We start from the raw sequence: 26,397 nt of genomic DNA, 5'->3' as shown, positions 1-26,397 counted from the left end.
ACTATACTATTCATATGTGGCCTCCTATTGTATGCGGTAATCCCTGTTACCTTATTATTCTTATCAAATAATATTTTACAGGTAAATACACGAATCTACAATTGTGAGGTCACTTCATATTGTCTCCTTTTATATTTTCGTCAAGTTCGCGGCATATTCTGTTCTTCGCGAGTGAGGCTATATGGCTGTTCGCGCACGAGGACAAGCCTGGTGCGCCAGTCCCTTAATACTCCGTATACTCCGCGTCGCAGTAGATGCACCTGTAAACTTTGTGCTCCCTGTCAACTAATTTGAACTTGTGAGGAATCTCCTGCTCGATCGATGTGATACAGCGAGGATTCTTACACTTGATCACGTTGGTCAGAGTTTCAGGAAGATCCAGGTGGACCTTCTTCTCCAGGTGGCCGTCGCTGACTACATTTACAGTGATATTATTGTCGATGTAACCCAGAATATCGAAATCCAGGTCGATCTTTCCGTCGATTTTGATGATATCCTTCTTGCCATACTTGGAACTCTGCGCGTTCTGAATGATCGCAACACAGCAGTCCAGTTTTTCCAGGCCCAGCAGCTCGTAGATCTGCATACTCTTTCCGGCCTTTATATGATCCAGTACGATACCGGTACTTACTCCATCTATATTCATATGATCCTCCCTCTATTTCATTCCCAAAAGATATAGTATCAGCGCCATTCTTATATGCTTGCCGCAGAGAGCCTGATAGAAATAGCAGGCCCTTGGATCGTCATCCACCTCAACTGAGATCTCGTTGACTCTTGGCAGCGGATGCATGATGATCATGTCCTTCTTAGCAGGCTGCAGCTTTTCCAGGTTCAGAATGTAGCTGTCCTTCAACCTAACATAATCCTCTTCGTTGAAGAATCTTTCCTTCTGGACTCTGGTCATATAGAGGATGTCCAGTTCAGGAATAGCGTCCTCAAGTCTTTCGTATTCGCACCATTCGGCACCGGCTCTGTCCATGTTTTCCTTGACATAGTCAGGAACGCGTAGTTCCTGAGGTGAGATCAGGACAAACTTCACATTTTCATATCTGAGCATTGCCTCGATAAGGGAATGGACTGTGCGGCCGAACTTCAGGTCACCGCAGAGACCAACTACCAGATTGTCCAAGCGGCCCTTCTTGCGGCTGATAGTCAGAAGGTCTGTCAGAGTCTGAGTAGGGTGGAAATGCCCGCCGTCGCCGGCGTTGATAATAGGTACTGTCGTCCTTCTGGAACCGATGACAGGAGCGCCTTCCTTAGGATGACGCATTGCGATGATGTCTGCGTAGCAGCCGGCCATAACCACTGTATCACTGACACTCTCGCCTTTCTTGGCTGAACTTGAACTTGCGTCTGCAAAGCCCAGAACGTTGCCGCCCAGTTCCATCATAGCCGCCGTGAAGCTGAGCCTGGTCCTGGTGCTAGGCTCGAAGAACAGCGTCGCCAGTTTTTTGTGGGCGCAGATGTCCTGATACTGCTCAGGGTGCGCCACTATATCATCTGCCACTTTGATCAGATGATCTATTTCATCTACAGACAAGTCTGTGATGTTGATAAGATTGCGTATTTCGCTCATGTTACTCCTCCTTCATCCATCCCTCGTCGGACGGATCGTCTCTAAAGCGCAATATTTTATTTTCTTCCTCAGGCTTGATATAGCCCGTATCTACAGCCACTTTGACCAGAGCGTCCAGGTCGCAGAGACTGTGATTTTCGATTTTCTTTTCTGCTAGGCGGGTAAGGCCCTTCTTCATGCCATAGGTGAAGATACTTACGATGCCCAGCACATGGGCGCCGGCTTCCCGCAGGACTTCTACGGTTTCACAGGCCGAGCCTGCCGTGGAAATCAGATCCTCCACTACGACTACTTTTTGCCCCGGCAACAGCTTGCCTTCGATTTGATTAGTCCGGCCGTGATCCTTTTTGCTGCCGCGTACATAACCCATAGGCAGGTCCATAATGTGGCCGACGATGGCCGCGTGAGCGATGCCCGCTGTGCTTGTGCCCATGAGGACCTCGCACTCAGGATAATATTCGCGTACAGTTGCGGCAAGCTCCTCCTCGACGATGGTGCGCACGTCAGGCGCAGTCAGGGTAAGGCGGTTGTCGCAGTAAATCGGGCTTTTGATGCCGCTGGCCCAGGTGAAAGGCTCCTGGGGCCGCAGGAATACAGCCTCTATGGACAAAAGTCCCTTTGCAATTTCTGTTTTACTCATGTCTCCTCCTCTTGCGGTCCGGGCGGGGATAGCCTCTCGGACTTGCACTTATTGCGGTCCGGGCGGGGATAGCCTCTCGGACTTGCACTTACTGATCTAAAAACTCCGTCAGGCAGCGTTCGTAGGCTGCCACCGGATCGTCTGCTTTGGTTATTGGCCTGCCGACTACGATATAGTCGGAGCCCATTTCTTTCGCCTTTGCCGGCGTGGTTATTCTGCTCTGGTCGTCAGCAGCAGCTCCCGCAAAACGTATGCCCGGGGTCACTGTCATGAATCCGCGTCCGCAGCTTTCATGGATGGTGCCTGCTTCCAAAGGCGAGCACACAACTCCGTCAAGGCCGGCAGCTTTAGCGTTCTGAGCGTAGGATGTTACCACCTGAGGCAGCGGCGCGTCTATGAGCAATTCTTTCTGCATGCGCTCCTGGCTGGTGGATGTCAGCTGAGTCACGGCTATGAGGATGGGCCGGCTTCCGTCGGGCCTTGTCAGGCCCCGAAGGGCAGCTTCCATCATGTCTCTGGTTCCCGCTGCGTGGACGTTGGTCATGTCGACGCCAAGGCCGGAAAGTGATGCCATGGCTTTCTCCACGGTGTTGGGTATGTCGTGGAGTTTCAGGTCCAGGAATATCTGGTGGCCGCGGCCTTTGATCTCGCGAACGATGTCCGGCCCCTCGGCGTAGAATAATTCCATTCCTATTTTAACAAAAGGTTTCCTGCCGGTGAATTTATCCAGGAAGTCCAGGGTGGTCTTCTTGTTCGGAAAGTCACAGGCTATTATAACGTCTTTTCCCATTATTTTCTCCTTCTATGTTCGGCCTCGCCGGCGTGCCGGCGGGGTTCTGCTAATCAGTCCAGTCGGCGTGCCGGCGGGGTTCTGCTAATCAGTCCAGTCGGCGTGCCGGCGGGGGCTCTGCTAATCAGTCCAGCCGGCGTGCCGGCCAGGCCGCAGTTATTCTGCTATACCTATTATATCTGCCAGCCGTTCTATGCCCAGGCTGGCCATGGCTCCGGGCAGTCCCGTCACCAGATCCCTGCAGGTGTAAGGATTGACCAGATTTGCTGCGCCTACCTGAACGGCAGTTGCGCCAGCCATCATCATCTCGATGACGTCTCTGGTTGAACTGATGCCGCCCATGCCCATAATTGGAATATTTACGGCTTTAGACACCTGATATACCATTCTCACAGCCACCGGGAATATTGCCGGGCCGGAAAATCCGCCCATTTTATTGGCAAGTACCGGCTGCCTCTTCTTCAGATCTATCCTCATACCAAGCAGTGTGTTTATCAGGCTTATGCCGTCAGCTCCGGCGTCTTCGCAGGCCTTGGCTATAGCCACTATATCCGTTACATTAGGCGTCAGCTTCATGAATACCGGCTTAGTTGTTACATTCTTGACGGCGGCAGTCACCTCCGCGGCTGATGCCGGATCCACGCCGAAGGACATGCCTCCGCAGTGGACATTGGGACAGCTGATATTTACTTCTATTATTCCTACATTTGGCTGTTTGTCCATAACTTCAGCGCAAGCCACATATTCATCCAGGGAAAACCCGCTTATATTGGCCACAACCGGCTTATGAAAAAGTTCAGCCAGATCCTTCAGCTCAGTATCGCAGACCGCCTCCAGTCCCGGGTTCTGCAGACCGACAGAATTCAGCATACCGTCAGTACACTCGGCTATCCTCGGCAGAGGATTGCCGTAGCGGGCCTCCCGAGTGGTCCCTTTGATAGAGATGGAGCCCAGCACATCCAGGTCGTAAAACTCAGCGAACTCTTTGCCGTAGCCGAAGGTGCCGCTGGCCGGGATTATAGGATTGTCCAGAGAAAGACCAGCCAGGTCAATTTTTGTATCTACCATATTATCTCCTCCCTGTATAATACCGGACCGTCCTTGCAGATCCGCTTGCTTCCGTATTTGGTCTTGCAGCTGCAGCCCATGCAGGCGCCGAAGCCGCAGGCCATCCTTGCCTCGAAGCTGAACTGACCGTCGGGAGCCAGGGACCAGACTGCTTTCAGCATAGGCTCAGGTCCGCAGGCGTAGACGTAGTCATACTGCTCATCATACATAGCGTCAGTGACCAGACCTTTCATTCCTACGGAGCCATCCATCGTAGTTATGGTCGGATCGATTCCTATTTCGTTGAATTTGGTCATTGGCAGAACATCGTCGGCGTTGTTGAAACCGCAGATGACTCTCGGTTTCTCGCCGCGGCCGACCATATCTTTGGCCAAGCAGTATATAGGCGGAACGCCGATGCCCCCCGCTACGAGGATCGGATTCCTGCCGCCTTTGCTTACGTCGAATCCGTTGCCCAAAGGAATGAGAACATCTACCAGGTCGCCCTTCTCGGCCAGGGCCATCTTCTGGGTCCCGGCGCCGACAACCTTGAAGGCGATGGAAATATGTCCTATGTCATAGTCGCATATTGAAATCGGTCGTCTCAGGTAGAAACCGCCCACCTTGATATTGATGAACTGGCCCGGAGCTGATACTTCATGGCAATCTCCCGTAAATGTCATGTAATACACGTCATTTTTCAGGCGCCTGATGCTTTCGATCACCAGATATTGTCTCTTCATTATTCGCTCCTTTCCCAGACGATTTCTCCGTCTGCTATGGTCATAATGACTCTGCCCTGGACCTGCCAACCGGCGAAAGGTGTTGCCTTTCCCATGCTGGCGAAGGTGGCCGGGTCTATAGTAAATTTTTCTTCAGTATCTATTATTGCAATGTCTGCCGGGGCGCCGTCCTCTATGGCAGGGCCCAGGTCGAACCGCCGGCGGGGTTTGATGGACATGGAGTCCACCAGCTGTTCCAGTGTCAGGCATTTCTTCTTCAGCACAAGCTCTGAGTACAAAACGGGGAAGGACGTTTCCAGTCCCACGATGCCGAAGGGGCTGTCCAGGCCTCGCGATTTTTCCTCGGGGCTGTGAGGCGCGTGATCCGTGGCGATAATGTCCACGGTGCCGTCTATGACTCCTGCAATAAGCGCGTCTCTGTCCGATGCGTCGCGCAAAGGTGGATTCATCTTGAATCTCCCTTCCTGCTTTATGTCCATGTCACAAAGTGTCAGGTAGTGAGGCGCTGTCTCGCAGGTCACGTTCACGCCTCGGGCCTTGGCTCTGCGGATGATGTCCACGGATTCCTTGGTGGACACGTGGCATACGTGATAACCGCAGCCGGTCTTTTCTGCCAGGGCTACGTCGCGTTCCACCTGTTTCCACTCGCTTTCAGAGCAGATGCCCGGAAGGCCGTGAGCCTCGGCATATTTGCCTTCATGGATGGAACCCCCGTGGAGCAGGCTCTCGTCTTCACAGTGGGCGACTATGAGCTTGCCCAGAGACTTGGCCTTAGTCATGGCAGATTCCATGAGATCCCCAGTCTGCACGCCTTTGCCGTCGTCTGTAAATGCGCATACATAAGGCGCCAGGTCTTCCATATCAGAAAGCCTGCTGCGTCCGTTTTGTTCCATTGTAATGGTCCCGTAAGGCACGACCCTGATGACAGCGTCCTTTGCAATAATGTCCGTCTGAGCCTTAAGGCCAGCCAGTGTCGATGGCACAGGCTTCAGGTTCGGCATAGAACAAAGGCAGGTGTAGCCGCCGCGCGCTCCGGCCATGGTGCCGGTCCTGATGGTCTCCTTATAAGAAAAACCCGGCTCACGAAGGTGCACATGCACGTCCGTAAATCCGGGAATAATAATCTTACCACTGCAATCAACAGTTCTGTCTATGTGAGAAGGAGAATCAAAAACCAATATCCGGCCTTTGTCGATGGTGAGATCCGTTTCTACGAATCGGCCGTCCAGATAAACTCTTCCGTTTTTTAATAAGGTTGTCATCCAGTTCCCCTTTCAATTTCTAAAAAAATTCAAATCTTTAATTTTATACCACAAACCCGGTGCCATGTCAATAGTATTTTATGAAAATAGATTTTTCACCAGCTCGAGTATGAAGTTGTGATCATATATCTGGCCGCTGAAGTAAGATGTGTCGAAGGAATGATTGATGAAACTCGATATTCCCTGTGGCAGCAGTCCCAGTACAGGAACCATGACCGCGAATATTATCAGTACGAAGAAGAACCCCAGGAATACTCCCAGAACCATTCCTGCCAGGCCGTCTACGAATCCGACTACGCCTTTATGGTGCTTCTTGGAGACCAGTCTGGCGAAGAGCCAGCAGATGATCCTGATAGCTATGACGATAGCCAGGAAGCAGCCGACGGACAATATTATGGAAGTTATTCCTTCCGATGTGGTGTTAGAGAGGTATACCGTCGCATCCTTCATCCAGTCGTCGAAGAGCTTGGGCATAGACTGATAGCTTGCCGTGTCAGTAACGCTGTTCTCCAGCCGCCTGGCGAAGAACGCCTTCAGAGTCTCGTCCAGGGAGGTTTTGTCAACTAGCAGATCCTTCAACTTCCCACAGCACAAAAGTCCCACGACTATGCAGACGAACCATTGCATTATGCCTATTACGGCAATAGCGAAGCCCTTACGCATATAGAATACTGCTGCGGCAATGACGATACAGCAGGTTACGATGTCCATGACCATAAACGGTAGTCTCCCTTCTGAATTACTAACATATATATTACTAGAAAACTGTGTCGAATACAAGATGTGCACGTGATTTGATACAAAAATATCTTGAATACTGTATGGAATTGTTGTATACTTTTTTAGTATATGAGTACGAATGATTATATGATAAAAGCCTTAAGTGAAGCAAGGCTGGCATTTCAGGCGGGAGAAGTACCTGTAGGCGCTGTGATCGTCAGGGATGGAGCCATCATTGCAAGGGGCCACAACACTACGGAAACAGCGGGAGATCCAACCTGTCACGCGGAGATGAATGCCATAAGGCAGGCCGCGGAGGCGTTGGGAGGATGGAGACTCACGGGATGTTCCATGTATGTGACCTGCGAACCATGCACTATGTGCGCAGGCGCGCTGGTCTGGTCTCGTATGGAGAAACTTTACATAGGGACTATGGATCCTAAGGCAGGAGCCTGCGGATCTGTATTCAATATCGTTCAGGATAGTAAGTTAAATCACAATATTGAAGTCGAATATGGAATAATGAATGAAGAATGTTCGGCTATTATGAAAGAGTTTTTCGCTGAACTCAGAAAAATCAAAAGAAACGAATCGGAGGATTAGAACATGAAGAGAATAAGCGCAATCGCGTGCTTGACTATGATAATGGTAATGATGACATCGATGTTTGCATTCAGCTTCGGAGCTGAGACATTCAAGATAGATTCCACTTATCCTAAGGATGGAGCTACCAACACTACCAAAGATAATATGTGCGTTAAGGTCTATTTCAATAATGAGGTAGGAAACGCCACATCTAAGGCAGCTAATAAGAATGAAGTAAAGATCACCAACGAGTCAGGTAGCAAATCCTATCCGACGAAGATAGTCTACAGTTCTAAAGATAAGAATTATGCGCTGATCCTTCTGGATACTACCAAGGTGAAGACAACCGGTAAAAGTTCTATCAAGGATAACACCGTATATAAATGTACGATTTCCCAGGATTTCGTAGATAATCACGGAAACAAACTGGGTACTGACAAGGTCATATCATTCAAGACAATGAACCAGGGCAGAAACACCAGCGTGTACATGGTAATGATGGTACTGATGTTCGGAGGAATGTTCGGATTCTCAGCTTTGCAGATGAAGAAGCAGAAGGAAAAAGATCAGGGTGGACAGGCCAAGGAAGAAGCCTTCAACCCATATAAGGAAGCCAAACGCACAGGAAAACCTGTTGAAGAGGTCATGGCTAAACATGAGAAGGAAGTCGAGAAGGAGCGGGCTCATAAGAAGGCCAAGGCTAAACTTGAGAAGGAAATGGACGATATGTACGCTGATAATGATAATTACAGAGTACATCAGGCAAGACCGATCTCGGCTGCAGGCTGCACATATAAGACCGGCCGTTCCAGACTGGCCGAGCTGAAGAAGGCCGAGAAGGAAGCTAAGAGGGCGGAACTGAAGGCAACTGATTACGGCAAGAATCCTAAAGGCGCCAAGAAGAAATAAAGTTTCCGGAGGTCAATGTCGTGGATGAAATTAAAGTATTATCCTTTGCCAAGATCAATCTGTCTATCGATGTAGGCGCTGCCCGCGGCGACGGCTATCATCCTGTGGACATGGTCATGCAACAGTTGTCGTTTCACGATGACGTGGACCTGAAATACATCAGGAATAATGACGGCACCCGCGGCAACATAGACGTTCAGGTGAAGACCAACAGATATTATCTGCCGACGGATAACAGAAATCTGGCGTTCAAGGCGGCGCGTCTCATGGCGGACCGTTACGGGAAGCAAGTTGACAGCGGCACTGTTCGCATAGACATAAAGAAAAGGATACCTGTTGCGGCAGGCCTGGCGGGAGGCTCCGGCAACGGCGCAGCCGTAATACACGGGTTGAATGTTTTGTGGGATCTGGGGCTGGACCTGACAAAGGTATGCCTGCTGTGCGCGGAGCTTGGCTCGGATGTGCCTTTCAGCGCTTTAGGGCAGGCGAAGGCTAATTACATTTTTCCAAAGCCTATGCGCAAGGATCCTATGGCGGCATCCTGTGCCAGGGCAACTGGACGGGGTACTGAGCTTGAGCCGGTGGAAGGTATCAGAAAGCCTGTGGTCATAGCCAAACCGTCTATAAGTGTTTCGACTAAGGAAGTTTATCAGGGCATCGACAGCTGCGAGATAGTTTCGCGGCCGGATAACGATAAACTGGTGGAAGATCTGGCGGCTCACAGTGATGGAGCCTACGATAATTTTATAAATGTACTTGAGGCTTACACCCTGGATCATTATCCGGCGGTGGCGAAGCTGAAACAGGTTATGAGCGAAACGGGCGCCGAGAAGGTGCTCATGAGCGGCAGCGGCCCTACGGTCTTTGCTGTATATAACCATATGAAGGCTGCAATGTCAGCCTGTGACAAATTGCGAGATAAGGGCTATGAAGCCTACTGGACTAAAACAATTAAATAACTTGATTCTTTGTTATAGAATAAGAGGGAGATATGTTAAATTTTGATTTACAAAATCACAGACCATTGAGGGAGATCGTTTACGAGCAACTTAAGAGGCAGATCCTGACGGGGCAGATAACGCCGGGAACCAGAATGATGGAAGTGGATCTGGCTGATGAAATGGGAGTCAGCAGAACTCCTGTCCGTGAAGCTATCCGAAAACTGGAAAAGGAAGGCCTGGTGGTTATCGAGCCACGCCGCGGCGCTTACGCTTCGGATATTTCTGTGAAAGATATGGTGGACACCCTTGAAGTCCGTGAAGATATGGAAGGACTGGCGGCTTACCTGGCTGCCCAAAAAATAACCCCTGAGGAAACCAAGGAACTTATGGATATTACTCAGGGCTACAGTACGGCTATTAACGATGGCGACATGGAGAGCATTATTCATTATGATGAAGCCTTCCATAGACGCATAGTTGCCCTCAGCGGGAACAAAACCCTGATCCAGTTGTCGGAAACTGTTCAGGAGCTGGCTCTTCGTTTCAGATATCTATACTATGATGATTTTTCAAGATATGTAAACATGCCGGATGAGCATAAGAATATCATAGATGCTCTGCGCAGCGGAGACGCTCAGACTGCCAGAAAAGTGGCCGGGGAACATGTTGATAAGTTGAAGAAATTCGTCATAGATGAAGGCGATACCGCTTTCCACGAACATTCCAATAATACCGGCGCAGCCGGAAATGCTGGTGCTGCTGTAGACGCAGGCAACACCGACGGAGCAATTTAAAATAGTGATATCAAAAAGATGCCTTACGGCATCTTTTTTTGTGGCAAGGGTTATTCTGTACCACAATTATCAGAATATTCTCGCATATACATACCATCCAAAGGAAAGGGCCCTCCGAGTACCTTCTCCGACAGGTAGGGTATTGTTCCATCAATGGTACCTTTATGCATGAGTTTATGCATAAGATTATCCATACTTGATATTATGGCAAAAACAAGTAAATGCAAGGGTTACAGGCTATTAGATATCTGAAACAGGTAAATTCTTCGGTAATGGGCACATACTTCAGGAGAGTTAGAGCAACGAAAATATGCTTGGAGAACATTTTGGTGTTCGGAAAATGAATATTAAGAACCCGGGTGGTGTTTAATAGATCATCTATTGGCGGGAAACCTCTTGGAAAATCCTACGCACGTATTGGACGAATATCCGAATCTATAGTGCGGATTTTTCTTTATTGTAAACCAAATTCGCACGTATTGGATATACTAATTAGGTCGAGGTGCGCACAACTGGTTCCACCATCCATATATGGAATTTCATGGCAAGAATTAAAGCCTTAATCGCACTTCTTGTATCTGAAATTGGCCAATACGTGCGCAGCCAATTGTTGGAATTCCAATATGCGCACCTCCATGCTCAGAGAAAGGCTGATACGTGCGGAAACCCAATTTGGAACCTACCCAAACGCACCTTCATTCTTCAATAGGGGTCTATAAGTGCGCAGACGCATTTATACGACCAAATCACTAAGAAAAGGTGCGGGCGAGGTGTCCAGGACCATGGGTACATACCATTATGCGTGCATATCATTATGGGCACATACTAGTAGTCGGAACTATGCATAAAGGTACCATTGATGGAACAATACCCAACTGCTACTAACAGGCTATCAAACAGGCTATCTAACAGGCTATCAAACAGGCTATCAAACACCCTGCTAGTTCGATGACGATGACAGCGTCACAGTCAGGCTTTTTTGTTGATTATCCCTGACAACTATCACCTTCACCTTATCGCCGGCCTTGTGATTGGACAACACCGACTTAAGCGTATCCGTGCTGTCGATAGTCGTACCAGCCACATTGTAGAGCAGATCCCCAGCCTCGATACCTGCTGCTTTTGCTTTTGAGCTTGTTACAGACTGCACATAGACGCCGTTGCTGGAATCGTAAACCGTTACGCCGATGACTGCGTTGCCGCTGGTCGTTGTAGACGAAGACGATGATGTGCTGCCGTTCTTGATCAGATTCTTGGCTACTTTTGCAACCTTATTGATTGGAATGGCGAATCCCAGGCCTTCAACATCAGAGCCCGTTGACTTGGCTACGACTATGCCGATCAGATTGCCTGCAGAGTTGAACAGAGCACCGCCGGAATTGCCCGGGTTGATAGAAGCGTCAGTCTGAAGCAGATTCATGCTCTGGCCGTCGATAGTCAGATCCCTGTTGAGGGCACTAATGATGCCGGTCGTTGCCGTGTTGCTCAGTTCGCCAAGAGGATTGCCGATTGCCACGACCTGATCGCCGACTGTCAGTTTGGAACTGTTGCCGTAAGTTGCTGCTGTCAGGCCTGTAGCCTTGATCTTCAGTACAGCCACATCGTTTGAAGAATCAGTTCCTACGACTGTTGCCTTATATTCCTTCTTATTGCTCAGTGTTACAGTGACTTTGCTGGCTCCTGAAATAACGTGATTGCAGGTGACGATATATCCGTTGGGCTGGATGATTACGCCGCTTCCTGCGCCTTCAGTTACATAATTCTGCGCCCATGTATCTGTGGATACCGACTCGGTGGTTATGGAAACTACCGAATCCTGGACTTTATTGATTATGCTCTTGTAAGACATGGTTTCTGTTGAACTGCTCAGAGAGTAGTTGGTGGCGCTGTCGGTGCCGTCGGCGAAGAAGTTGCCGTAGACATAGAATCCGCCTACGGTCAGGGCCGAAGTCACAAGCATGCATAGGATGAGTACCAGCACAAAGGCTTTCTTGGTTATCTGCATCGGAACCTTGGCTTTAGCAGTTTTGCCAGCGCGTGTTTTGCCGCCGGAGTTCCTGCCGAAGCCTGCGCCGGGGCCGTTGTTGCCGCTGAAGCCGGAGTTGCCTCCGCCGCCGAAGCCGCCGCTGGCTCCGTAGTTATATCCGTTGCTATCGGAATCGTCCTTCCAGTAGTAGTTTGTATTATTCTGGTCGGCGCCGCTTGAATGGTCGGCGTTGCTGCCGGCTCCGGCTCCGATGTAGTCGTCAAGGTGGTTTACATAGTTGCCATGGGCATTGTTGCTGCTGTTGGCGCTGCTGCTGCCATGGGCGCTGCTGCTATTGGCATTGTTGCTGGCGGCAACGCCGTCCCTGGCGCGGTCGTTGCTCTCAGCGCCGCTGTAATCCTGTATGATGAAGTTAGGCGCGCCGGCATTTTCGGCGCTGCTCTGCTGAGGCCCTTCCGGGGCCTTAGGGGTTTCCGACGTTTCCGGGGCCTTAGGTCCCTTCGGCGCGAAATTCATTCCGTAACTTGTTTTTCTGTTGTTGTCCCAATTATCCATTTTGCTCACTCCCGTATTTTCTTAGTTAATTGTGCAATTTTTCTTGATTAATTCAAATTATACAGGCCATTTATGGTTTTTTTGTGTCCAAATGGTTAAAGTTATGATAAAATAGTGTTTTAGAATTATGATATAGGAGGTGGCCATGGATAGAATAGGTATATTCTTCGGAGGAAAATCCAACGAATATGAAATATCATTGCTTTCGGCTTCGGCAGCTATGAGGGCAATCGACAAGAATAAACATCAGGTAGTTTCCATAGGAATAACCAGACAGGGTGATTGGAAACTCTACGAGGGTGATATAGATAATATAGAGAATGACAGCTGGGAGAAGACGGCTAAGGATATAAGCATAGGCGACATCAGGGACATGATGGACTTCGCCTTCCCGGTCCTCCACGGACCTTACGGCGAAGACGGAAAGATCCAGGGAGTCTTTGAAACCCTGGACATACCCTACGCAGGATGCGGCGTTTTGTCCTCGGCATTATGCATGGACAAAGCATCAGCCAAGGAAGTTTTTGTTGCAAATCGTGTCCCGACGGGAGACTACGTGCTTGTCTTTGCGGATGAGGTCGCCGCGGATGTTGCCAAGGCAGCAGGCCGCGCTGACGACAGCCTGCCATACCCTATGTTCGTCAAACCGGCCAATATGGGTTCCAGCGTGGGAATTTCCAAGGTAAGAAATATAGAGCAGCTTCAGGATGCATTGAAGGTTGCAGCCAGATATGATAGGCGTATAATAGTAGAAGAGGGCATCGACTGCCGCGAGGTGGAAGTCGGGATCATGGGCAACGGCGACCCGCAGGTCAGCGGCGTGGGAGAAATAAAAGCCAAGAATGATTTCTACGATTATGAGGCTAAGTACTCCGACGATGCAGGCACGGAAATAGTCATACCGGCTCAGTTGCCGGAAGCAATAACAGGAAGGATAAGGAAAGTGGCGAGGGACGCATACAAGGCCCTCGACTGCGAAGGTTTCGCCAGAATAGATTTTCTGGTCGAGAAGGAAACGGGCAAGGTGTACGTAAGCGAGATAAACACCATACCGGGGTTTACCAGGTACAGCATGTTCCCTTCCCTGTGGCAGGAAAGAGGCGTAAGCTTCAGCGAAACCATAGAGAGAATAATAGGTTACGGATATGAAAGATATAATGCTAAAAATAATAGGTAAGCAGTTTACCAATGAAAATCCCGAGGAGCAGATGGAGTTCATCACCGAGGGTAAGTTATTTGAACGGAACGGTTCGACATATTTGATATATGATGAAAGCGATTTTTCCGGGTTCCCGGGATGCAAGACCAGTCTGAAACTGAAGGATGACACTGTCAGAATGAAGAGGCTGGGCAAGGATGTGGGATATGGACTGGAAATCGAATTCAAGAAGGGCCATAGATTCTTCACTAAGTATGAGACTCCTTATGGAGTTATAGATATGGAAGTCCTCACTAACAGCGTCGAGAACAATCTGTCTCCGGAAGGTCGGGGAAATATAGACATCGACTATCACGTGAGTCTTGGCGGTATGGCCGAGGGCAGAAATGAATTAAAAATCGAGGTATCGTAAAATGAATAAAAGAAAACAATTCTGGGCGAGGGTAATAGTAGTAATCGTAGCTATTTCTATGGTTGGAACTACTGTCATCTGGGCCCTGCAGGCATGGGTTTAAACGAGGAGGAAAAATGAGAAAGATAGGTTTTGACGCGGAGAAGTATATCGAGGAGCAGTCCAAGTTCATCAGAGAGAGGATCAATGCAGGCGACAGCCAGAGATTGTATCTGGAATTCGGTGGCAAGCTCGTTCATGATAAACATGCGGCCAGAGTACTTCCGGGCTTTGACGAGAACGCCAAGGTCAAACTTCTGGAGAAGCTGAAAAACGACGCGGAAATCATAATCTGTATTTATGCCGGTGACATTATGACAAGTAAGACCAGACAGGACTTCGGCATCACTTACGATCTGGAGGTCCTGAGACTGATCGACACTTTCAGAAAGTATGATCTGGCCATAAACAGCGTGGTAGTCACCCGTTATGAGGACGCGCCGGCTGTGAACATGTTCATAAACAAACTGGAACGCAGAGGTATCAAGACCTATAAGCATTATTTCACCAAAGGTTACCCGACAGATGTCGACACTATCGTAAGCGATGAAGGTTACGGAGCTAATCCGTACATTCACGTGACCAAGCCTCTGGTCGTAGTGACCGGGCCAGGTGGCGGCAGCGGCAAGCTTGCCACGAGCCTTTCTCAGCTTTATCATGATTATCGCAGGGGCACCAAGGCCAGATACGCCAAGTTTGAGACCTTCCCTATATGGAATCTGCCACTTAAGCATCCGGTGAACATTGCCTATGAAGCGGCTACGGCTGACCTGAAGGACGTGAACCAGATCGATTCATATCACCTGGAGGCTTACGGGACACAGGCTGTCAACTACAACAGAGATATGGAAGTCTTCCCGGTGGTCCGCAGGATCATAGAGAAGATCACAGGTAAAGAAGAATATAAATCACCTACGGACATGGGAGTCAACAGAGCCGGCTTCGGCATCATCGACGATCAGGTCTGCAGAGATGCCGCCTGTCAGGAGATCATCAGGAGATATCTCATCGCCGAGTGCGATTACAAGAAGGGCAAGATATCGGAAAGCTCCCGGGAGCGTTCCAAACTTCTCATGAAGGAAGTTGGAATGGAAGTGGAGGACCGCAAGGTCGTACAGCCGGCCAGAGACTATGCCGAACAAAAGAGAAACTGTGACGAGCGTTATGAGAACGTGGTGGTCATGGCTATAGAAATGCCGGACGGTACCATTATCAAAGGCAGAAGCTCGCGTAGGATGGTAGCAGCCGCAGCGGCACTTTTGAACAGTATCAAATACCTAGCAGGTATAGATGACGCCATGCCTCTGATCACGGCTCAGGTCCTGCAGTCTACCCAGAGGCTGAAGACTGACGTGCTGGATTCGGACCGCTCCAGTCTAAACTGCGAGGAGATCCTCATAGCCCTGACTGTGTCAAGCACCCAGAACCCATCGGCAGCCATAGCGGCCGGCAAGCTGGGAGACCTGAAGGGCTGTAAAGCTCACTGTACGGCCATCCTCAGTGACAGAGACGAGCAGACCCTGCGCGCCCTGGGAATCGATGTTACTTCAGATCCGGAATATATGACGACGAACCTGTACAATAATTAAGATGAATAGTAAGATAACACAATCAATCGAAAGATTAAAAAGTTTTAAATATGAACTGATCCTGGAGGGGATCTGCGTCGGCGTCATAGCCGGTTTCGTCGTATCCCTGTTCAGGATGATGTTGATAAAGGCAGAGTCCCTGAGGGGCTCTGTTGTTGCCAATGCCATGAAAAGCACGGAAGGGGCTCTGATCGGCCTTGCAATTCTGGCAGGGTTGCTGATAGTTGCCTGCCTCTGCCTGTGGGCGGAACCACTCTGCAGCGGATCCGGCATACCTCAGGTGAAGGGTGAACTCAGGGGTCAGGTGCATCAAAACTGGTGGAAAATGATCCCGGCCAAGATCATAGGCGGCGCTGTATCTATTGGCGCCGGCCTGTCTCTGGGACGCGAAGGCCCCAGCATCCAGCTGGGCGCTATGGTGGGCAAAGGGTTTTCACGTCTGGGGAACAAACTGACCACTGAGGAGAAACTGCTCATGACCTGCGGCGCCGGCGCCGGCCTGTCGTGCGCATTCAGCGCGCCTCTGGCGGGAGTCGTCTTCACCCTTGAAGGCCTGCATAAGAATTTCTCCACAGACATACTCCTGTCCACTATGGCAGCATCCATTGCATCGGATTTTGTGGCGTACAACATCTTCGGCCTGAAGCCTGTATTCGACCTGACCGTAGACGAAAGCCTGCCACTTTCCCTGTACTGGCTGATACTGATCCTGGGCGTGATCCTGGGAGCCTTCGGCATGGTATATAACAAGTTCACGGCCGCGACCCAGGACGCCTATGAAAAAATACCGTCCAGATACGCGCGGCTCATAGTGCCCTTTGCGCTGGTAATACCCCTGGCTATATATTACCCGGAGACCCTGGGCAGCGGCTACGCCCTGGTAGGTCAGGCGGCCCGAGGCGAATTCCTGCTGGCAGGCCTTGCGGTCCTGCTGGTCATGAAATTCCTCTATTCCATCATAAGCTTCAGTTCGGGAGCACCGGGAGGCATATTCCTGCCCCTTTTGGTCATCGGCGGGATCACAGGGGGACTGTTCGCGACTATTGCCGGACAGGGCCTGGGATTCGAAGACTATTATATGACTAATTTCGTCATTTACGGGATGGTAGGATACTTCGCGGCAATCGTCAGATCGCCTATTACCGGGGTCATACTGATCACAGAGATGACGGGGGATTTCACCAACTTTCTGCCGCTGTGCATAGTGGCGCTGGTTGCCTATATCACGGCGGATATTCTCAACGGGAGGCCAATCTACGATCAGCTTCTTGACAGGCTTCTGGCGAAAAACGAGTCTTGCGGAATGACGGAAAAAATCAAAAGCCATAAGGTCCTGCTCCAGAGCGACGTTTATATTGGCTGTCTCATGGACGGGAGAAAAATAGAGGAAATGCTGTTGCCGAAGGGCTGCCTCATCGTGTCGGTAATGCGCGGTAATGCAGAACTGGTGCCGGGGGGAAGCACGATCCTGGCCGGCGGCGACAAAATCACCGTACTCTGCGCCGAGAATGACATCGCAGGCGTAGAGGCTAAACTCGACAGTATCTGCCGCACAGTCAGGCAGTAGTAATGGAGGGCAAATCATGTCAGATAAAGTAAAACATTCTATATTCAACGACAGTGGCGTTCTGGAGAAACTCACAGGCCGGGGCGGCGAAGCCTTGGACGAGCTCTGGGGCATGTCCTGGGTCAAATCGGTAATAGGCGATACATCCGACCTGCTGGAAACGGCTGACGGACTGGGGGGCGAGATGCGTCATCGTAGCCAGGTCATCGTCATCGTAGCATCAGACACAGTATCGGCCATGATCGGCGGCGCCATATCAGCCATCGGCCATCGGCTTACGGACACGGAAATATTCTTCGCGGGGGGAAGCCTATCGTCAGAGGATTACAGTTTACTGGTGGACAAGGTCACGGGCCGGGACTTCAGTCTCATGGCCATTGCTATTCAGGAGGAGACACTGGAACAAAGGGCGGCTTTTACATGCGTTCGCAAGCTCCTTCAGGATCGCTACGGCGCCGATGGAATGATCAAGCGGACCATTCTCGTTGGCAACGACGAGTACTTCGGTCAGGAAATATCCAGGAGCGGCGGCAAAGTCCTGACTCTGCCGGAGGATGCCGAGGATTGTTACGCGGCAGGCACCATGGCGGTGCTCTTGCCTATGGCTGCTGCCGGCATAGATGTAGCTGCCTACCTTGAAGGCTTCAAAGAGATGCTGGCCGACACCTGCTGGGATGCGGACGGCGTTCAGTACGGCCTGTATCTGTCAGATTGCGGGCGCAGGGAAGATGTTATAGTCTGGCAGAAGAAACTGCTTGCCTTCGGCCGCTGGGTCTGCTCTTTGCACGACGGCGTGGGCATCGACGCTAAGGCGGTGTACATGCCCGTACAAAAGAAAGCCTTGCGCAGGGATGCCTACGGCATGAGTTTTGTTGTGGAGGTGGAAGACAGCGATACCATGCTGCCGGCCTTCCCGGGATGTAACGCGGAGGGGTCCATGAGCCTCCTGCTCAGGGAGGAGGCCGAGGCCTTTTTCGTAGACGGGGAAAGTGAAAAACCGGGCACCCTCTTAACCATTGAAAAACTAAATGCTGAAGCCTTTGGAAGACTTGCTGCATATGTCCAGATTTCCTTAGGAATTACTAAGTTTAATTTAGACAATTAGGGTTTACAATCATAATTAATGTGTTATAATCAAGATGTGACAAAAAGTTAATTTTTTAACAAGATTTCTTATAAATCTTGAGCAAGTTAACGTAAATATAGGAGGTTTCAGAAATGAAAAAAATCGGCGTATTAGGAACTGGCACAATGGGTGCTGGAATCGTACAGGTACTGGCTCAGCACGGTTATGAAGTAGTAATGAGAGCTAGACATCAGTCTTCTGTTGACAAAGGTATTGCAAAGGTTGAGAAGAACCTTTCCAAACTTGTCAAGAAAGAGAAGATCGCTCAGGCTGACATGGATGCAGCGATGAAGCTCATCAGCGGATCTACTGACATCAGCATCATCAAGGACGTTGATCTGGTAATCGAAGCATCAACTGAGGATATGGAAGCTAAGAAGGCTCTGTTGAAGGAAGTTGACGAGTTGGTTAAACCTGAATGCATTATCGCATCCAACACATCATCACTGTCGATCACAGAGATCGCTATGGCAACAGGCAAACCTGATAAAGTTATCGGAATGCATTTCTTTAATCCGGTTCCAGCAATGAAACTGGTAGAAGTCATCAATGGACTTCTGACATCAGAAGAGACTAACAAGGCTGTTACAGATCTTTCTACAGAGCTTGGAAAGACTCCTGTTCAGATCAAGGAAGCTCCTGGATTCGTAGTAAACAGGATCCTGATTCCTATGATCAACGAAGCTATTACCATCCTCAATGAAGGCGTTGCAAGCGCAGAGGATATAGATACAGCTATGAAACTTGGATGCAATCACCCGATGGGACCTTTAGCATTAGGCGACCTGATCGGACTTGATGTATGCCTGGCTATCATGGATGTTCTTTATACTCAGTTCGGCGATCCTAAGTATCGTCCAAATATCCTGCTTAAGCAGATGGTTGCTGCAGGCAAACTGGGAATGAAGACTGGAGAAGGATTCTTCGATTACAGCAAGTAATCAAGGGAATCTGCTGACATCATAGGTGAGACATTATATTGGAAAGTCTATGAAGACAGCGCGGCTGCCCACGCTGTCTTTTTATTAAGAACTTAAAAGTATATGAACATGTGAGGACCGACTCAATAATGGTGTGCTTAGTTGAGAAAGCGAACCGTTTGCGGGTCGTATTCAGGGGGCTGATTTGATATGCGACTCATCGAACCCGTTCATCAGGCGGAATGGCACTGCTTGGTGGATATGGCACAAGCCTTGCGTGTTAGTATAAAGAAACTATGTTATTGTTTTTATTATTTTATCATTTATTTTAAGAGGAGTGAAAAAAATGGAAAAGAAAAAGAAGAGCTATGTAGGAATAGTAATATTCATCATAGTAATAGCTATTCTGGTCTTTGCCGCAGTTACAACTGACGCCAAGAGCGTTCAGAACACTTTCTGGGGCCTCGTACCACCAATCATAGCTATCACCCTTGCACTGGTGACAAAGGAAGTGTACAGTTCTCTATTCATTGGAGTACTAACAGGTGGACTGTTATACTCACATTTCAGTTTTCCTGGAACGATCACACACGTATTTACAGATGGAATCGTAAAGGTACTTTCCGATCCTTACAACGTAGGTATTCTGATCTTCCTGGTAATCTTAGGAATTATTGTTCAATTGATGAACAAAGCCGGCGGTTCTGCAGCATTCGGACGCTGGGCTACATCGAAAATCAAGACTAAGAAGGGCGCATCCTTCGCAACAATAGCTCTTGGTATTCTGATCTTTATCGACGACTATTTCAACTGCCTGACAGTTGGTAGCGTAATGAGACCTGTGACAGACAGATTCCACATTTCAAGAGCCAAGCTGGCATACCTGATCGACGCCACGGCAGCTCCGGTCTGCATCATAGCACCTATCTCATCATGGGCAGCTGCAGTATCCGGATTCGTTCCGGGCAATCAGAGTGGTATCGCTCTGTTCTGTCAGTGCATACCATTCAACTTCTACGCTTTGTTCACTATAGCATTCATGTTTGCCATTACAGCAATGCAGGCAGACTTCGGACCTATGGAAGTTCATGAAATGAACGCCCTGGACGGCGACCTTTACACAACACCTGAGAGACCATTTGCTGAGGCTGATGCAGCAGCAGAGGTTGAAGGCGGACATATGATCGACATGATCATGCCTGTCATAGCTCTGGTTATCTGTTGCGTAGTAGGTATGATCTGGAGCGGCGGATTCTTCAAGAGCTTCAACCTGATCGATGCATTCTCAAACAGTGATGCATCTGTTGGTTTAGGTGTCGGCGGATTCTTCGGTCTGTTCTTCGTTCTCGCTTTCTATATGATACGCAGAACTATGAGTTTCACAGACTTTATGGAATGTGTTCCTAGCGGATTCTCTGCTATGATCGCACCTATCCTGATCCTGACATTCGCATGGAGCTTGAAGGGCATGACAGACAGCCTTGGCGCATCAACATATGTTGCCGGACTGATCCAGAATTCAGCCGGAAGTCTTATGAACTTCCTGCCGGTAATCATATTCCTGATCGGATGCGGACTTGCATTCGCAACAGGTACATCATGGGGAACATTTGGTATCCTGATTCCTATTGTAGTAGCAGCCTTCCAGAGCACAGACCCTCAGCTGATGATAATCTCAATGTCAGCCTGCATGGCCGGTGCTGTAATGGGCGACCACTGCTCACCAATATCAGATACTACTATCATGGCATCTGCAGGAGCTCAGTGCTACCACATCAACCATGTAAACACGCAGTTACCGTATGCATGTACTGTTGCCGCTATTTCAGCAGTAACTTACATCATCGCAGGCTTCTCAAGAAGCGCTTGGGTATCACTTCCATGTGGACTCGTTATACTGCTTGTTGTTCTGTTCTTCGTTAAGAAGAGAGAGCAGAAGAAGTATGGAGCAGCTTGGAAAGACTGATCTGTAACTTAGAATCTATTGCAGGGACCGGAATTCCGGTCCCTGTTTTTTTACGGGTCCGGGGTGCCGCGCTGGGACTGGGCTACCGGCCTGCCGGTTGCGGGCTGGGATGGCAGTGGTTGGCGTATGGGGCGACTGGGCTATCGGCCTGCCGCACACTATTTATTGGATATCTGGTAGTATAAGTGCGTTCGCGCACGTATAGCCTATTATTGAGGAACAAAGGTGCATTTTTGGATTTTCAAATTTCATTTCCGCACTTATCCGCCTTCCTCAGAACATGGAGGTGCGCATATTGGAATTCCAACGATTTTCTGCGCACGTATCAGCGATTTAAAAGGAGAAGAAGTGCGTTTAATACCTGATTATATACCATATAATGCCAATAAAGGATATTAAAACCAGCAACGCGCACCTCGACCTGTTGGATTCGGTCAATAAGTGCGAATTTGGTTTACAATAAAGAAAAATACGCACTATCATCCCAGGTATTTGAGCGATACGTGCGTAGAGGTACTTTCGGCAAGGAGACGCTCGGGTCATCATCCCGAACATCATTAAATTCTCCATGTTATAAAACCTACATATGTGGTATGTATTAATCAACTTGAATCAACATCACAGAAAGGTAGGATGAAATGGGTATATCAGAAGCATTGCAGAAAAGAAGATCATATTATAATATAAATAGGGACCTTCCCGTTGAAGAGGCAATAGTCGTGGATAAAATAAAGGAACTGACGGAGCTGGTTCCTGACGCCTTCAATATGAAGAGCTCCAGAGTAGTAGTCGCCCTGGGTGACAAACAGGATGTTCTTTGGGATAAAATAAGCGAGGCCTTCGGCGGCAAGGTGCCAAAGGAAAAAATCGACGGCTTCCGGGCGGGCGCCGGAACGGTGCTGTACTTTTACGATGAGAAAGTAGTAGAGAAACTTAAGGAGCAGTTCCCGCCATACGCCGGTAATTTCCCGATTTGGGCCAACCAGTCCAGCGGTATGTTGCAACTTAGCATTTGGAGCGGCCTCAGAGAATTGGGAGTAGGCGCGAACCTCCAGCACTACAATCCGGTCATCGATGAGGCAGTCAAGGGTCTTTTCGATATTCCTGAAAGCTATCATCTGGTGGCACAGATGCCATTCGGTGGCATAGGCGCAGAACCGGATCCTAAGGAGAAAGAGGACATAGATCTGCGGGTAGTGGTGAAGCGCTGAGAAAATGGATCTGCAATTAAAAGAAATTAAAAGAGGGATCGGTCATTATCAAATGATCGGTCCCAGTTATTTTATGGATTTACCGTTATTTCTTTCTGATCAGCCACCAGTACGACCTTCCCGGCATTTCTGCTGGCGACCATATCGATAAGCCGCTGGTTGCTGCTGCCGCGGAACTCAAGAGTCAGATCACGGTGCGACTCTTCATAAGGCCCGTCGATGAGAACATCTATAAGAGACAGGAGCCGTGCCAGGTCCGCGTCCACATGGGCCATTTCAGTCAGTTGCTCCAGAGTGTAGCCTGAGTACATATACATATTCAGGTTACGCTCCTTGAGGCCTTCGGCTAGGGCCCGGAAGCCCGCAGCCTGGCAGGCAGGTTCGCCGCCGCTGAAGGTCACACCCTGAAGTAGCGGATTCTCATCAATTGCAGCAAGGATTTTGTCCACGCTGGTATCTGTGCCGCCGTTGAAATCGTGGGTGACGGCGTTGTGGCAGCCGGGGCAATGGTGAGGGCAGCCCTGACAAAATACGACAAAGCGTATGCCGGGGCCGTCAACGATGGATTCCCGGACTATGCCGGCCAGCCTCAGTGACTGGCCCGGTGCAGCCTCGCGCCGGACAGCGTCACCGGCTGCAGACCCATTCGGAGCGGGTCCGCTCATTGCAACTTCGCCCATTACAGTGTCTCGAATCCAGAGCCGATACCGTGCTTGACTCTGTCCTTTTCCTCAGAAGTTTTAGCATCGTTCCAGTTGTCCATAGTGCCTACCAGATAGCCGGTGATACGGCGGATACGCTCGAAGTTAGGCTCACCGTCACCTTCCTGCCTACCGCACTGAGGACATTCGTTATCTATGATGCCTGTGTAGCCGCAGACCGGATCTCTGTCAACAGGATGATTGATAGAACCGTAACCTACGCCGCTTTCCTTCATGCATCTTACAACGCGTTCGAAAGCGTCCAGGTTCTTCATTGGATCCCCGTCAAGCTCGATGTAGGAAATATGTCCGCCATTAGTCAGAGCATGGAAAGGAGCCTCCTTCTTGATTTTGTCGAAGGCGCTGATGTTGTAATACACCGGCACGTGGAAACTGTTAGTGTAATAATCCCTGTCAGTAACGCCTGGGATAACGCCGTACTTCTCGCGGTCGATCTTCACGAATCTTCCGGAGAGGCCCTCGGCTGGAGTACCGATGACAGACCAGTTGAGGCCGGTCTTCTTGGCTTCCTCGTCCATGCGCTTCCTCATATATGCGATTATTTCCAGACCCAGCTGCTCAGCCCTGTCAGATTCGCCGTGATGCTCACCGATGAGAGCCTTCAGGCATTCTGCCAGGCCGATGAAGCCGATGGTCAGAGTTCCGTGTTTGATGACCTCTTCTACCGTATCGTCAGGCTTCAGCTTCTCTGAATCCAGCCAGATGCCCTGTCCCATAAGGAACGGGAAATTCTTGACCTTCTTCTGGCCCTGTATCCTGAAACGCTCGTTGAGCTGACCGATGGCGATATCTATCATGTGATCCAGACTGTCGAAGAAAATGTCTAGGTCGCCTTTGGCCTTGATACCCAGCCTTGGCAGATTTATGGAAGTGAAGGAAAGGTTGCCCCTTCCGTAAACTATCTCTCTGGTCGGATCGTAAACATTGCCGATGACCCTGGTCCTGCAACCCATGTAGGCGCACTCCGTCTCCGGATGGCCCGGTTTGTAGTACTGCAGATTATACGGCGCGTCCAGGAAAGAGAAGTTTGGGAACAGTCTCTTGGCGCTGGTCCTGCAGGCCAGTTTGAACAGGTCGTAGTTAGGATCCTCGGGATTGTAGCTGACGCCTTCCTTGACCTTGAAGATCTGGATAGGGAAAATCGGCGTTTCGCCGTTGCCCAGGCCAGCTTCTGTGGCTTCCAGTATGCTCATCATGACCAGGCGGCCTTCAGGTGATGTATCCGTGCCGTAGTTGATGGAACTGAATGGCACCTGTGCGCCTGCTCTGGAGTGCATGGTGTTCAGGTTGTGGATCAAAGCTTCCATTGCCTGATATGTCTTGCGGACGATTTCTCTGTCAGCGAAGAGGGTAGCCTTGTCCTGGAGTTTGGCTATTTCCTCGGCGGAAGCGAATTCCTGCAGGGAGTCTGCCTCGACCTTCTTGTAATCGTTGTCCCAGGCCATGCACGGGCAGATGCCCTGCTCGGCCTCCACCTTCTGGCCGAAGGCCTTCATTTTGTCCGCGCCGTTTTCTACATCAAAAAGCAACTCCAGCATTTTGCCCATGTTGGACCAATAGAGTTTTTTGTAGGTTTTTCTCACGCCCGGGGCCATGGCGTAGTCAAAGTTTGGCACTGACTGGCCGCCGTGCTGATCGTTCTGGTCGGACTGGATGGCGATGCAGGCAAGTGCTGCGTAGCTTTCAATGTCGCTTGGCTCTCTTAAGTGGCCGTGACCTGTGGAGAATCCGCCCTTAAGGAGTTTCACCAGGTCTATCTGGCAGCAGGTCATAGTCAGAGTATAGAAATCCATATCGTGGATGTGGATGTCGCCGTTATCGTGGGCCTTGGCGTATTTCGGATCGATGACGTACATCTTATAGAATTCCTTGGCGCCTTCTGAACCGTATTTCAGCATGGTGCCCATGGCAGTATTACCATCTATATTAGCGTTTTCACGTTTAACATCTATTTCTTCTGCTTCTTTGAAAGTCAGATCCTCGTAGACATGCATCAGTTTAGTATCCATATTTCTGATGCGGGTCCTTTCTGCTCTGTAGAGGATATATTCCTTGGCAGTTCTGGCGTGGCCGGCCTCGATGAGGACCTTCTCCACGGCGTCCTGAGTCTGCTCTACAGTCGGCGTGTTAGTGTGGCACACCTCCAGCAGATACAGCTCTACCTGTTTCGCAAGATATGCTGACAGTTCCCTGTCATTTCCGCCCAGTACTTTGGCGGCGTTAAAGATGGCATCGGTGATTTTCTCTACGTCGAAATCTACTACTCGCCCGTCTCTCTTGATGATTCTTTCGATTGTTTCCATCAGTTCCATACTCCTTACTCGTCATACAATATATAGTGGGTTTTTCATTCTTATACAAAAAATTATACTATAATCTAGGCGTATGTCAATGTATACTTTTTGGCGTAAATGAGTGCGAATAGCCTGTAAAATAGATAGATAATCGGCGTAAGTAATGGTATAATAGACTTCAAGAGGTAGCAACATGAAAGGAAACGAAAGAAGAAAAGAAATATTGCAGGCCATAATGTCTACAGAGAAGCCTGTATCGGCAACTAAACTTGCTGAGGTTTATTCTGTCAGCAGGCAGGTCATCGTTCAGGATGTGGCCTTGATCCGTGCTGCGGGATATGAAATAGTATCCACCAACAGGGGATATATATTAAGCGAACCCCACACGCCGGCAAGAGTGTTCAAGGTAAACCATACCTATGAGCAGATGGAGGATGAATTGAACACCATAGTAGATCTGGGCGGCACCGTCGTAGATGTTTTCATCTGGCACAAGGTCTACGGGAAACTCAGCGGACGGCTGGATCTGGATTCACGCCGGAAGGTAGGTCTGTTTATGGACGACATCAGAAGCGGAAGATCCACTCCTCTCATGAAGGTCACCGATGACTATCATTACCACACTGTGGAGGCTGACGATGAAGAGACACTGGACATTGTCGGAGAGGCCCTGGCGGACAAGGGCTATCTGGTAGAAGACGACTGAAGAATATAATAAGCCGACGACTGAATCATCAGCGCCGGCTTTTTAAGTATGACGGGCATGCCGTCAATCTGTGGTGAAAGTCCACGTGGGGCGTAGTTGCCGACGAACCCCAAAGCGACTTGCAAGTTTCACAT

General features: G+C 49.6%; 24 protein-coding genes. 13 read left to right on the top strand and 11 right to left on the bottom strand.

Going from position 1 to position 26,397, the window contains the following annotated elements; genetic code table 11:
• Positions 1-223: 223 nt before the first annotated feature.
• From EV211_RS08395 to EV211_RS08360, 8 genes are all read right to left on the bottom strand, one after another.
• On the bottom strand, positions 224-646 hold the full coding sequence (locus tag EV211_RS08395; protein ID WP_133528988.1) for an aspartate carbamoyltransferase regulatory subunit: 423 nt from the start codon (positions 644-646) through the stop codon (positions 224-226).
• Positions 647-658: 12 nt separating this feature from the next.
• The gene (gene pyrB, locus EV211_RS08390) at positions 659-1,579 is read right to left on the bottom strand and encodes an aspartate carbamoyltransferase (protein ID WP_133528987.1); all 921 of its coding nucleotides are present in this window, start codon (positions 1,577-1,579) and stop codon (positions 659-661) included.
• Between the two features lies 1 nt (position 1,580).
• Positions 1,581-2,219 (bottom strand): orotate phosphoribosyltransferase, encoded by a 639-nt coding sequence (pyrE, locus tag EV211_RS08385; RefSeq protein WP_133528986.1) that lies wholly within the window; start codon positions 2,217-2,219, stop codon positions 1,581-1,583.
• Positions 2,220-2,307: 88 nt separating this feature from the next.
• On the bottom strand, positions 2,308-3,009 hold the full coding sequence (gene pyrF / locus EV211_RS08380) for an orotidine-5'-phosphate decarboxylase (RefSeq protein WP_133528985.1): 702 nt from the start codon (positions 3,007-3,009) through the stop codon (positions 2,308-2,310).
• 156 nt (positions 3,010-3,165) lie between these two features.
• Positions 3,166-4,077, bottom strand: a complete 912-nt coding sequence (locus EV211_RS08375; protein ID WP_133528984.1) for a dihydroorotate dehydrogenase — start codon at positions 4,075-4,077, stop codon at positions 3,166-3,168.
• A complete protein-coding gene (locus tag EV211_RS08370) occupies positions 4,071-4,799 on the bottom strand; it encodes a dihydroorotate dehydrogenase electron transfer subunit (protein WP_133528983.1) in 729 nt (242 codons plus the stop codon). Before EV211_RS08370 ends, EV211_RS08375 begins: the two co-directional genes overlap by 7 nt.
• Positions 4,799-6,061, bottom strand: coding sequence for a dihydroorotase (locus EV211_RS08365; RefSeq protein WP_133528982.1), 1,263 nt, complete (start codon positions 6,059-6,061; stop codon positions 4,799-4,801). Before EV211_RS08365 ends, EV211_RS08370 begins: the two co-directional genes overlap by 1 nt.
• A gap of 78 nt (positions 6,062-6,139) precedes the next feature.
• The gene (locus EV211_RS08360; RefSeq protein ID WP_133528981.1) at positions 6,140-6,778 is read right to left on the bottom strand and encodes a CvpA family protein; all 639 of its coding nucleotides are present in this window, start codon (positions 6,776-6,778) and stop codon (positions 6,140-6,142) included.
• 132 nt (positions 6,779-6,910) lie between these two features.
• Here EV211_RS08360 and tadA point away from each other — a divergent pair, with 132 nt between their 5' ends.
• Genes tadA through EV211_RS08340 form a run of 4 tightly spaced genes read left to right on the top strand, consistent with a single transcriptional unit; the run spans position 6,911 to position 10,010 of the window.
• Positions 6,911-7,384: a tRNA adenosine(34) deaminase TadA gene (gene tadA / locus EV211_RS08355; RefSeq protein WP_279222028.1), complete on the top strand. Its 474-nt coding sequence runs from the start codon at positions 6,911-6,913 to the stop codon at positions 7,382-7,384.
• Between the two features lie 3 nt (positions 7,385-7,387).
• Entirely contained in the window at positions 7,388-8,275 is an 888-nt protein-coding gene (locus EV211_RS08350) for an Ig-like domain-containing protein (protein ID WP_133528979.1), read from the top strand.
• A 20-nt stretch (positions 8,276-8,295) separates the two neighbouring features.
• Positions 8,296-9,234 carry a 4-(cytidine 5'-diphospho)-2-C-methyl-D-erythritol kinase gene (locus EV211_RS08345; RefSeq protein ID WP_133528978.1) on the top strand — a complete coding sequence of 313 codons (939 nt, stop codon included), beginning with the start codon at positions 8,296-8,298 and terminating at the stop codon, positions 9,232-9,234.
• 32 nt (positions 9,235-9,266) lie between these two features.
• Complete coding sequence (locus tag EV211_RS08340) at positions 9,267-10,010, top strand: GntR family transcriptional regulator (RefSeq protein WP_133528977.1); 744 nt, start codon at positions 9,267-9,269, stop codon at positions 10,008-10,010.
• Between the two features lie 940 nt (positions 10,011-10,950).
• Here the strand turns inward: EV211_RS08340 and EV211_RS08335 are convergent.
• Positions 10,951-12,552 carry a S1C family serine protease gene (locus EV211_RS08335; protein WP_133528976.1) on the bottom strand — a complete coding sequence of 534 codons (1,602 nt, stop codon included), beginning with the start codon at positions 12,550-12,552 and terminating at the stop codon, positions 10,951-10,953.
• Positions 12,553-12,697: 145 nt separating this feature from the next.
• On the opposite strand from EV211_RS08335, the gene EV211_RS08330 reads away from it, so the two are divergent.
• The 8 genes from EV211_RS08330 to EV211_RS08295 all read left to right on the top strand — a co-directional run bounded on the left by EV211_RS08330 (position 12,698) and on the right by EV211_RS08295 (position 22,541).
• Positions 12,698-13,729: a D-alanine--D-alanine ligase family protein gene (locus tag EV211_RS08330; RefSeq protein ID WP_133528975.1), complete on the top strand. Its 1,032-nt coding sequence runs from the start codon at positions 12,698-12,700 to the stop codon at positions 13,727-13,729.
• Positions 13,710-14,123, top strand: coding sequence for a DUF1934 domain-containing protein (locus tag EV211_RS08325; RefSeq protein WP_166635416.1), 414 nt, complete (start codon positions 13,710-13,712; stop codon positions 14,121-14,123). The genes EV211_RS08330 and EV211_RS08325 overlap by 20 nt, the downstream gene beginning before the upstream one ends.
• A 116-nt stretch (positions 14,124-14,239) precedes the next feature.
• Entirely contained in the window at positions 14,240-15,751 is a 1,512-nt protein-coding gene (locus EV211_RS08320; RefSeq protein WP_133528973.1) for a DUF1846 domain-containing protein, read from the top strand.
• A 1-nt stretch (position 15,752) separates the two neighbouring features.
• A complete protein-coding gene (locus EV211_RS08315; RefSeq protein ID WP_133528972.1) occupies positions 15,753-17,318 on the top strand; it encodes a ClC family H(+)/Cl(-) exchange transporter in 1,566 nt (521 codons plus the stop codon).
• Between the two features lie 16 nt (positions 17,319-17,334).
• Positions 17,335-18,423: a glucose-6-phosphate isomerase gene (locus tag EV211_RS08310; protein ID WP_133528971.1), complete on the top strand. Its 1,089-nt coding sequence runs from the start codon at positions 17,335-17,337 to the stop codon at positions 18,421-18,423.
• Positions 18,424-18,536: 113 nt separating this feature from the next.
• Positions 18,537-19,385 carry a 3-hydroxybutyryl-CoA dehydrogenase gene (locus tag EV211_RS08305; RefSeq protein ID WP_133528970.1) on the top strand — a complete coding sequence of 283 codons (849 nt, stop codon included), beginning with the start codon at positions 18,537-18,539 and terminating at the stop codon, positions 19,383-19,385.
• Between the two features lie 325 nt (positions 19,386-19,710).
• Positions 19,711-21,330 (top strand): Na+/H+ antiporter NhaC family protein, encoded by a 1,620-nt coding sequence (locus EV211_RS08300; protein ID WP_133528969.1) that lies wholly within the window; start codon positions 19,711-19,713, stop codon positions 21,328-21,330.
• A gap of 638 nt (positions 21,331-21,968) precedes the next feature.
• The gene (locus tag EV211_RS08295) at positions 21,969-22,541 is read left to right on the top strand and encodes a nitroreductase family protein (protein WP_133528968.1); all 573 of its coding nucleotides are present in this window, start codon (positions 21,969-21,971) and stop codon (positions 22,539-22,541) included.
• 71 nt (positions 22,542-22,612) lie between these two features.
• Here EV211_RS08295 and nrdG read toward each other — a convergent pair whose 3' ends face one another.
• Both nrdG and EV211_RS08285 read right to left on the bottom strand, forming a co-directional pair.
• Positions 22,613-23,221: an anaerobic ribonucleoside-triphosphate reductase activating protein gene (gene nrdG / locus EV211_RS08290; RefSeq protein ID WP_243108581.1), complete on the bottom strand. Its 609-nt coding sequence runs from the start codon at positions 23,219-23,221 to the stop codon at positions 22,613-22,615.
• Positions 23,221-25,566 carry an anaerobic ribonucleoside triphosphate reductase gene (locus EV211_RS08285; protein WP_133528967.1) on the bottom strand — a complete coding sequence of 782 codons (2,346 nt, stop codon included), beginning with the start codon at positions 25,564-25,566 and terminating at the stop codon, positions 23,221-23,223. Before EV211_RS08285 ends, nrdG begins: the two co-directional genes overlap by 1 nt.
• Before the next feature lie 184 nt (positions 25,567-25,750).
• On the opposite strand from EV211_RS08285, the gene EV211_RS08280 reads away from it, so the two are divergent.
• Positions 25,751-26,263 (top strand): transcription repressor NadR, encoded by a 513-nt coding sequence (locus tag EV211_RS08280; protein ID WP_133528966.1) that lies wholly within the window; start codon positions 25,751-25,753, stop codon positions 26,261-26,263.
• The last annotated feature ends 134 nt before the right edge of the window (positions 26,264-26,397 follow it).

The sequence above is a fragment of the Aminicella lysinilytica genome, assembly GCF_004362975.1.
GTDB classification, from domain to species: Bacteria; Bacillota; Clostridia; order Peptostreptococcales; family Anaerovoracaceae; genus Aminicella; species Aminicella lysinilytica.
Note: the sequence above shows the minus strand (reverse complement) of the source record. Positions and strands in the feature narration are given on the sequence as shown.

What these genes read in the sequence shown, in the direction of transcription:
- EV211_RS08305 (WP_133528970.1), top strand. Translation starts at nt 18,537, where the DNA reads ATGAAAAAAATCGGCGTATTAGGAACTGGCACAATGGGTGCTGGAATC.
- EV211_RS08370 (WP_133528983.1), bottom strand. Translation starts at nt 4,799, where the DNA reads ATGAAGAGACAATATCTGGTGATCGAAAGCATCAGGCGCCTGAAAAAT.
- EV211_RS08325 (WP_166635416.1), top strand. Translation starts at nt 13,710, where the DNA reads ATGCTAAAAATAATAGGTAAGCAGTTTACCAATGAAAATCCCGAGGAG.
- EV211_RS08375 (WP_133528984.1), bottom strand. Translation starts at nt 4,077, where the DNA reads ATGGTAGATACAAAAATTGACCTGGCTGGTCTTTCTCTGGACAATCCT.
- EV211_RS08395 (WP_133528988.1), bottom strand. Translation starts at nt 646, where the DNA reads ATGAATATAGATGGAGTAAGTACCGGTATCGTACTGGATCATATAAAG.
- EV211_RS08320 (WP_133528973.1), top strand. Translation starts at nt 14,240, where the DNA reads ATGAGAAAGATAGGTTTTGACGCGGAGAAGTATATCGAGGAGCAGTCC.
- pyrB (WP_133528987.1), bottom strand. Translation starts at nt 1,579, where the DNA reads ATGAGCGAAATACGCAATCTTATCAACATCACAGACTTGTCTGTAGAT.
- EV211_RS08315 (WP_133528972.1), top strand. Translation starts at nt 15,753, where the DNA reads ATGAATAGTAAGATAACACAATCAATCGAAAGATTAAAAAGTTTTAAA.
- pyrE (WP_133528986.1), bottom strand. Translation starts at nt 2,219, where the DNA reads ATGAGTAAAACAGAAATTGCAAAGGGACTTTTGTCCATAGAGGCTGTA.
- nrdG (WP_243108581.1), bottom strand. Translation starts at nt 23,221, where the DNA reads ATGGGCGAAGTTGCAATGAGCGGACCCGCTCCGAATGGGTCTGCAGCC.
- tadA (WP_279222028.1), top strand. Translation starts at nt 6,911, where the DNA reads ATGAGTACGAATGATTATATGATAAAAGCCTTAAGTGAAGCAAGGCTG.
- EV211_RS08280 (WP_133528966.1), top strand. Translation starts at nt 25,751, where the DNA reads ATGAAAGGAAACGAAAGAAGAAAAGAAATATTGCAGGCCATAATGTCT.
- EV211_RS08295 (WP_133528968.1), top strand. Translation starts at nt 21,969, where the DNA reads ATGGGTATATCAGAAGCATTGCAGAAAAGAAGATCATATTATAATATA.
- EV211_RS08350 (WP_133528979.1), top strand. Translation starts at nt 7,388, where the DNA reads ATGAAGAGAATAAGCGCAATCGCGTGCTTGACTATGATAATGGTAATG.
- EV211_RS08335 (WP_133528976.1), bottom strand. Translation starts at nt 12,552, where the DNA reads ATGGATAATTGGGACAACAACAGAAAAACAAGTTACGGAATGAATTTC.
- EV211_RS08310 (WP_133528971.1), top strand. Translation starts at nt 17,335, where the DNA reads ATGTCAGATAAAGTAAAACATTCTATATTCAACGACAGTGGCGTTCTG.
- EV211_RS08340 (WP_133528977.1), top strand. Translation starts at nt 9,267, where the DNA reads ATGTTAAATTTTGATTTACAAAATCACAGACCATTGAGGGAGATCGTT.
- EV211_RS08300 (WP_133528969.1), top strand. Translation starts at nt 19,711, where the DNA reads ATGGAAAAGAAAAAGAAGAGCTATGTAGGAATAGTAATATTCATCATA.
- EV211_RS08365 (WP_133528982.1), bottom strand. Translation starts at nt 6,061, where the DNA reads ATGACAACCTTATTAAAAAACGGAAGAGTTTATCTGGACGGCCGATTC.
- EV211_RS08285 (WP_133528967.1), bottom strand. Translation starts at nt 25,566, where the DNA reads ATGGAAACAATCGAAAGAATCATCAAGAGAGACGGGCGAGTAGTAGAT.
- pyrF (WP_133528985.1), bottom strand. Translation starts at nt 3,009, where the DNA reads ATGGGAAAAGACGTTATAATAGCCTGTGACTTTCCGAACAAGAAGACC.
- EV211_RS08360 (WP_133528981.1), bottom strand. Translation starts at nt 6,778, where the DNA reads ATGGTCATGGACATCGTAACCTGCTGTATCGTCATTGCCGCAGCAGTA.
- EV211_RS08330 (WP_133528975.1), top strand. Translation starts at nt 12,698, where the DNA reads ATGGATAGAATAGGTATATTCTTCGGAGGAAAATCCAACGAATATGAA.